General features: G+C 64.6%; 5 protein-coding genes and 2 pseudogenes. 3 read left to right on the top strand and 4 right to left on the bottom strand.

What is annotated here, in order from left to right:
• A pseudogene (locus KO516_RS24040) lies at positions 1-235 on the top strand (IS30 family transposase); the annotation flags it as partial.
• 673 nt (positions 236-908) lie between these two features.
• On the opposite strand, the gene KO516_RS04340 reads toward KO516_RS24040, so the two are convergent.
• The 4 genes from KO516_RS04340 to KO516_RS04325 form a co-directional block, all read right to left on the bottom strand.
• Entirely contained in the window at positions 909-1,541 is a 633-nt protein-coding gene (locus tag KO516_RS04340) for an ATP-binding cassette domain-containing protein (RefSeq protein WP_216002586.1), read from the bottom strand.
• Between the two features lie 406 nt (positions 1,542-1,947).
• Positions 1,948-3,222 (bottom strand): FAD-binding oxidoreductase, encoded by a 1,275-nt coding sequence (locus tag KO516_RS04335; protein WP_252737393.1) that lies wholly within the window; start codon positions 3,220-3,222, stop codon positions 1,948-1,950.
• Positions 3,219-3,962, bottom strand: coding sequence for an N-formylglutamate amidohydrolase (locus KO516_RS04330; RefSeq protein WP_216002585.1), 744 nt, complete (start codon positions 3,960-3,962; stop codon positions 3,219-3,221). Before KO516_RS04330 ends, KO516_RS04335 begins: the two co-directional genes overlap by 4 nt.
• Complete coding sequence (locus KO516_RS04325; RefSeq protein WP_216002584.1) at positions 3,955-4,827, bottom strand: MurR/RpiR family transcriptional regulator; 873 nt, start codon at positions 4,825-4,827, stop codon at positions 3,955-3,957. Before KO516_RS04325 ends, KO516_RS04330 begins: the two co-directional genes overlap by 8 nt.
• Before the next feature lie 162 nt (positions 4,828-4,989).
• On the opposite strand from KO516_RS04325, the gene KO516_RS04320 reads away from it, so the two are divergent.
• Together KO516_RS04320 and KO516_RS04315 are read left to right on the top strand one after the other, a co-directional pair.
• Positions 4,990-6,687, top strand: a complete 1,698-nt coding sequence (locus tag KO516_RS04320; protein ID WP_216002583.1) for a peptide ABC transporter substrate-binding protein — start codon at positions 4,990-4,992, stop codon at positions 6,685-6,687.
• Positions 6,688-6,856: 169 nt separating this feature from the next.
• Positions 6,857-7,557, top strand: a pseudogene (locus KO516_RS04315) (IS6 family transposase).
• Positions 7,558-7,629 lie beyond the last annotated feature (72 nt).

The following is a 7,629-nucleotide window of genomic DNA, read 5'->3' as shown; positions in this document are numbered from 1 at the left end:
GCAGAAAGGCACTGTCGAGAACACAAATCGTCGGCTTCGACGCTGGCTTCCAAGGCAGAGAGACATCGCGACCATGACAGAGTTCGAGCTGACGCAACTCTGCGACCAACTCAACAACACACCCGGTAAATGCCTCGGATGGAGGACCCCGGCTGAGGTTTTCCGCGAAACGATGATGGATGAAATCCGCCGACGCCCCTACCGTCGCAGGTCATGGGAGCCGCGCTTCAAGTAGCGCACATGGCGACGCCTTGACGCACTGCTTGATGGGTCTCGACCGATCAGCTGGCGGGAAGCGGAAGCCACATCGTCGAACGGCTGACGCAGAGACAACACCCTATGTGTCTCATTCCTGCGATGCATACCTCGTCGCCGTTCCCGGCTAGGATCGGCGACGGGGTTGGATACATCGCTAGTCACCTTGTGGCGGGCCCAAGTGCGATAGCAGTCTGGTCCCGCGCATGGGAGCCAAGGGCGTGCCGTTGAAGCCGATCGTCCGCAGTTCAAATGTGAAGCGATCAATCGGGGGGCTTGATCGTAACGAAGAATGGTCAAATCTGGGGCCTCGTTCGGCGCGTCTTTCGCAGTGAACGAGACGACGTTTTCCTTCTGCTTCGTAGCAAACTCACACCTTGGTTCCCGCTATTGGAGCGCCACAGGCTGGGTGGTTGTGAGCGGCGTAATATCGGGAATGGTGGGATTACGCCCGCTCAGAAACGAGGCTGGCAGCGTAAATCCTATAACCGACCCCCGTAGAAAAGTGGAATGACCCATTGCCCGGCTGGGCTGTGACACCCTCGGTGAGACATTTATGTTTTGCGCAACCAAGGTTATTTCATCTTGGTTGCAACCAGCCGACCCGCGGTGTGTCAGTCTTACTCAGCCAAGCCGCCGCTGCATCCCGACGTCTAGGGCCGCGGCTTTATCGTACATAGCGCGATAGGCTGGAAAATAGCGCGCGACCTGCGCGTCAGCACGGTCCATCGCCGCCCGCTTGTCGGCGAAGAGCTCCGCGGCCTCTTCGAGAACCGCCGCCTCGTCGACGCGCAGCAGGAAACCCTGCTTCGTGACGATCTCGCCAGCGGCCATGGGCATAAGGAGCGACTGTCCAGTTCGCAATGCACGAGTTGCCGGTGCAAATTATTCAGCGGGACGAATGGTAGCGCGCCAAGGTCAATGAGGTTGAGGTCGGCAGCCCTCGAGCTTTCCCAGATGTCCAGCAGGTGCTTCTGCATCCGTGCGCGGGTCTGAATGTCGAGCGCGGCAAAGGGCTCGGCCATCAGCAGCACCTTGGGTTTCGTCGCCAGCCCCCGTGTCAGCGCGGCGCGCTGACGCATGGCGCCTGAGAGCTCGTGCGAGCGCTTGTTGCCAGCACCGGCAAGACCCACGAAGCGGAGTATCCGCTCGGCGGCTTCATTCATCTCGCGCGGTGATTTTCCGGCGATCCTGAGGCCGAAGGTGACGTTGTCTTTGACGGTTAGCCACGGATAAAGCGAAGCCTCCTGAAAGATCAGGCTGCGTTCTGGCGAGACCGCAGGCATAGTGGCGACTTCCTCCGACTGGCGGGATGGGCTGGACCCTTGCCGATTTCAGCACCCTGTGACGCAGACAGAAAACACTGCCTGGCCAGATCCTCCACCGTGCATATAGCGTCCGGCGATGTGGCCCATCACAAATACCGCGCCTTTGGGGGCGCATCGACATATGCGAAGGGGCTTGCGCGATGAGCATCGTCGGCGGTGCCATCGCCGTTTCGTCGCATCGAAGTGACGGCAACGAGGCGCCGCCGCGCCTGCGACACTGCTCGCAGGGTGTGCTTTATCTGGGCGACCCGGATGCCGTCCGCTTTCGACAAATGGTGGCGACCAGTCGTCGTCATCCGCGCGCGCGTAGCCACCCGGCGCCTGAGCCGGGAGGATGGCCGGGAACGTATATTCGACGCAGGCTTTAGGCCAGGCGGTCGCGCAGCTTGTTGACTGGACCGCGCAGGCTCTGCACCGCAAGGCCGATGAGCCGTCCGGCCGGGATGCGCGCCGGTGCCTCCTGCGGCCAGAGCCGCGCGCCTTCGGCCGGGTTTGCCAGCGTTGCGGCGAAGGCGCGACCGAGCGCGGCCGAGGTCGGCACGCCCCGCCCGGAATATCCCGCCAACCCCCAGAGCCCCTCGTCCATCTCGAAGATCGCCGGCCGTTGGCGGGCAGAGATGCCGACCGTGCCCGTCCAGTGATGTGTCCAGCCGAGACCGTCCAGCACCGGGTAGCGCGCGGCGAGCCGGGCCCCAGCTTCGGCACAGGTCGGCGCGCTGAAACGCCCCCGCCTGAGTTCGACAAGACCCCCGGTGATGAGCCGCCCGGCATCGTCGATGCGAAAGAACATCGGATCACGCCGCGTGTCGCTGAAATTCACGCCGCTCGGTAGCACGGCGCGGCGCTGCGTTGCGCTCAGCGGCAGGCTGGCGATGGCATAAGAGGTCATCGGCACAAGGCTGTGGCGAAGCCGCGCCGGGATCGCCGCGCTGCCATAGGCGTTGACGGCAAGGCCGACCTTGCGCGCGGTGATCTCGCCATTCGGCGTGCGCAGAACCCAGCGCCCCGCCGCATTGCGTGACAGCCCCTCCAGCGGTGTCTGCGTACAGACTTTCGCGCCCGCCTCCTGCGCGGCAGCGGCCAGCCCGCGCACATAGGCGAGAGGGTTGAGATGGCCGCCGTCGCGATGCACCCAGCCGCCAAGATAGCCCGGCACGCCGCTTAGCGCCGCCACCTCATCAGGACCGAGAAAGGCCCCCGCCTTCCCCAGCGCAGCATATTTCGCATGGGCGGCGCGGGCGCGCAGCAGACCCGCCGCGTCATGCGCCGCGTTGAGCCAGCCCTTCTGCACCGGCGCGCAGTCGATGCCAAGCTCGGCGATCTGGTCGAACACCATCCGTCCGGCGTCGCGCAACAGTGCAAACCCCTTGGGCGGCAGTTCGGTCTCATCGAGATAGCCGAACACCGGGATGCACTGGCCGTGGTTGCGCCCCGAGCCGCCCTGCCCGATCTCGCCCGCCTCGATCAGCGCCACGGACAGGCCCCGGCGGCACAGCTGCAGCGCGCTGATCGTGCCGCTGAACCCGGCCCCCACCAGCGCCACGTCGACCGACAGGCAGCCGTCGAGCGCCGGGGTCTCGGGCGCCTGCGGTGCGCTCAGCGCGTAGGGCGGTTGTCTGGAAATGCCGTCCATGCTCATGCGCCCACCTCGGTCCGGGCCACCTGTCCGAGCGCGCGGCTCAGCCGCTCGGCCCAGGCGCGCTGGCCCTGCGGGGTTTCCAGCAAGTCGTTGCTGATCTCGAACCCGCAGGCGCGCCGGCCGCTGCCCCAAGTGTGGCGGTCGATGGTATAGACCCCCTGTCGCCCCGAATAGGGCTGGTTGTCGCCCAGCGTCAGCCCGGTTTCGTCGCCCAGACCGTCCAGAAGCGCATGTGCCAGCCCCGGCGACTCGTTCCAGATGGTCCCGCCGTCCCAAGGGCGGCGCGCCCCGTCGAAATGCCGGGTACAGCTGTGCAGCGCGAAGAAGACCGGGTCGGAATGACGGGCGCAGACACGGTCCCAAAGCTGGGCCAGCGCAGCGTGGTAGGGCCAGAAGATCTGCGCATGGCGCGCCTGCCGCTGCGCCTCGGTCAGCGCCACATTGCCCGGGATCGGCTGGCCCTCGACCGTTGTGACGATAGAGCGCGGGTCATCGAGCCAGCGGTTGAGATCGATAACCAGCCGGCTTACCGTGCCAAGGATCACCGGCACATCAAGCCGTTCGGCCAGCGCCCGCGCGACCGGCTCGATTCCCAAATCGCAGAAATGGTGGGTGCCCTGCCACTCTGGCGCCAGCCCGAGCGCGCCGTAGCTCTCCGGGGTTCTGGTGCCCGCGTGGTCCACGACAACAACCCCAGGATAGCGACCCTCGGGATTGAGGATGATCGGCATTTCAGTCATCGGCGTCCTCGTCGTCGTGGGGTCCGTATCGGCGTAGCGTTTCAATCCGGGCAAGGCGCTTGCGCGCCGCGTCGCGATCACGCTCGACCACGGCGGCGACCAGCGCCTCGACCTGCGCCGTAGGCACCACGCGCGAGCCGAAGGGAGAGGCGGAAGTCTCCGGCGCGGTCAGCACCGCCTCGGCCAGCGCCGCGATTGGCGAGCGCCAAAGGTCGGTCAGCAACACGATGCGCGCGCCCGCGTCCCGTGCGCCCTCGGCAAAGCGCAAAAGCTCGCCTTGGTAGCGGCGGTAATCGAATATGACCAGCAAATCGCGCGGCCCGATGTCAAGCAGCGGGTCATAGGCAAAGCCAAGCGGTTGATCGAGCAGCGACACCCCGGCGCGCACCTGCCCGAGTTGCAGCGACAAACGCTGCGCAAGGTTGCGGCTGTAGCGCCCGCCAAGGGTCTTTACCGAGAGCCTCGGATCGGCCAGCAGGTCAGCAATCTTGTCAAACTCGGCGGGCACGGCGCGGTCCGCCATGCGGCGAAAGCTCTCAGCCTGCATCAGCAGAACCCGGCGATAGAGATGCTCTTCGTCGGCGGCGTCCTCCGGGGGCGTTTCCATCTGGATGAGCGGCGAGCCGAGTTGCCTGTCTACCTCTTGCATCACCGCCGCCTGAAACTCGGCAAAGCGTGGAAACCCCAGCTTGGCGAGATAGCGCAGCACCGTCGGCCCGCTGACACCAGCCCGGGTCGCCAGCGACTCGACGGTGCCAAGTGCACTAGTGGGAAAGTTCTCGGCAAAGGCCGCCGCGAGCTTACGCTCGGCCGCGGACACCGCGGAGTTGCGCAGCCGCGAGGCCAGATCTTCGGAAGTTTTCATCGGTGGTCCGAAAAATTCGCCATGTATCGTTTGTTACAACTTGACCTACAAAATCACACTACGCAACATCTATTACATCATCCCGGGCGAATCCTTCGATCCTCGGGCCAAGACATCCGGCTGCCTTCGGTGCCCGGCTCAAGACCAACAGGAGAGACCCTTATGAAGACCCTTGCAGTGATGCTTGGAACAGCCATGGCGGTGCTGCCGATGGCTGCCAGCGCCGAACGCGGCAGCGATGGCGTGCTGAAGATCCTCTACTGGCAGGCCGCCTCGACGATGAATCCCTACCTGTCGGGCATCGCCAAGGAAGTGGAAGCGGCATCGCTCGTCTTGGAGCCGCTGGCGCGCTTCGACGAGACCGGGGCGCTGGTGCCGATCCTCGCCGAAACCATCCCCACGGTGGAAAATGGCGGCGTGGCCGAAGATCTGAAGTCGGTGACCTGGACCCTGCGCGACGGGCTGACGTGGTCCGATGGCACGCCGGTGACGGCGGGGGATGCGATCTTTACCTGGAAATACTGCACCGACGAGGAAAGCGGCTGCGCGGCGCTGCAGCAGTTCGACGGCGTGTCGGATGTGGTGGCACTTGACGAGCGCACCATCGAGGTGCGCTTCGACGAGCCCAAGCCCTATCCCTACACCGCCTTCGTCAGCTCCGAGGCGCCGCTGTTGCAGGAGGCGCAGTTCAAGGATTGCACCGGCAGCCGCGTTGCCCAGTGCACCGAGCAGAACAGCCATCCCATCGGCACCGGGCCCTATGTGGTCGATGATTTCCGCGCCAATGACGTGGTCACCTTCAGCATGAACCCCAGCTACCGCGAGGCCGACAAGCCTGCCTTCTCCAATGTCACCATCAAGGGCGGCGGCGATCCGGCCTCGGCCGCCCGCGCCGTGCTGCAGACTGGCGAGGTCGACTACTCCTGGAACCTTCAGCTTTCGCCGGACATCCTTGCGCAGATGGCGGACGGGCCGGGCGAGGTGATCACCGCCGACGGCCCGGCGGTTGAATTCCTGTTCCTGAACCAGACCAACCCCGATCCCGATCTGGGCGAGGTGCGCGCGACCACATCCGGCGGCGCGCATCCGTTCCTGTCCGATCCACGCGTCGGCAAGGCGCTGTCGATGGCGATCGACCGCGGGTTGATCGCCGAGGCGCTTTATGGCGATGCGGGCGTGCCCGGCTGCGCCGTGGTTCCGGCCCCGGCGCTGTACAAATCCGATGCCAATGACGGCTGCGCCGTGCAGGATCTCGACGGGGCAAAGGCGCTTCTTGACGAGGCCGGCTGGACCGACAGCGACGGCGACGGCATCCGCGACAAGGACGGTCAGACGCTGTCGATCCTGTTCCAGACCTCGACCAACGGCGTGCGGCAGGACAGTCAGGCGCTGATCAAGGACTGGTGGCGCCAGATCGGCGTCGAGACCGAGCTTCGCAACATCGACGCCTCGGTGTTCTTCGGCGGCGATCCCGGCAGCCCCGACACCCGCCAGAAATTCTTTGCCGATGTGCAGATGTATACCGACAATTCCAAGGGGCAGGACCCCGAAGCATTTCTTGGCAACTGGAGCTGCGCCAACATCCCTTCGCCCGAAACGCAGTGGCAGGGCAACAACATCCAGCGCTTTTGCTCGCAGCCCTACGAGGATCTGATCCTTGCCTTCCGCAGCGCCGCCTCGCTGGAGGAGCGCGCAGAAATCGCGCGCCAGATGAACGATCTGCTGGTGCAGTCCTATTCCATCGTGCCGCTGATCCACCGCCGCAACATCTCGGGCAAGGCCAAGAGTCTGGCCGGGGTGCGGATGAACAGCTGGGACAGCCAGATCTGGAACATCGCCGACTGGCACCGCGCCAACTAGCACTCGGCGCTGACCCGACACCGATGCGCCCCCGTCATGCACGCGGGGGCGTTTCACTGCGTGCTTTACTGGGCTCGGGCTTGGTGACGACGATCATGTCTCCTAGCGGAGTTGTCACGTTAACAGGGTAGCGATTGCCTGCTCGCTGTTTGCTGCGTAGATCACAGCGATGCAGACACTTTCCATCAGCTACAAGCGGCACCGGTTCCCGCCTTCGATCATTGCCCACGCGGTCTGGCTGTACGTCCGGTTCAATCTGAGCCTGCGGGAGGTCGAGGAGATGCTGCTCGAACGTGGCATCGACGTCTCCTACGAACCGTTCGGCGCTGGACGGCCAAATTCGGGCCGCAGATCGCGAGGAACCTGCGGCGATACGAGCGCCGCCCCGCCGACATCTGGCATCTTGACGAAGTCGTGGTGAAGATTTCCGGCAAGACGTTCTGGCTCTGGCGCGCTGTTGATCAACGCGGCGTTGTTCTGGACGAGATCCTCCAGTCCCGGCGGGACAAATTGGCCGCCAAACGGCTTTTGCGCAAGTTGATGAAACGCACGGGGTCTGTTCCCAAGCGGATTATCACGGACAAGCTCCGTTCATATGGCGCGGCCAAGCGCGAACTCCTGCCCGATCTGGACCACTGGTCGCATAAGGGGCTCAACAATCGTGCCGAGAACAGCCATTTGCCGTTCCGAAAGCGGGAGCGCGTGATGCAGGGTCATCGCTCTCCAGGCGGCCTGCAACGCTTCGTGTCCATCCATTCCGCCGTCCGCAATTGTTTCTACGTTCCAGCTCGCCGACGCGCCGCCCTGACCATTCGCTACCACCGGATGGAAGCGCTCCGCGTGTGGAAACTCGCCGCCAGCAACGCATAAAACCGTCATTCACGGCCTTGCCAGCCACCCCTGCAGTTAACGTGACAACACCCTCGATCCCGCACCTGACCC

This window comes from Citreicella sp. C3M06 (assembly GCF_018860705.1).
In the GTDB taxonomy this organism is placed as follows: domain Bacteria; phylum Pseudomonadota; class Alphaproteobacteria; order Rhodobacterales; family Rhodobacteraceae; genus Salipiger.
This window is presented reverse-complemented; position numbering and strand designations above follow the sequence as displayed.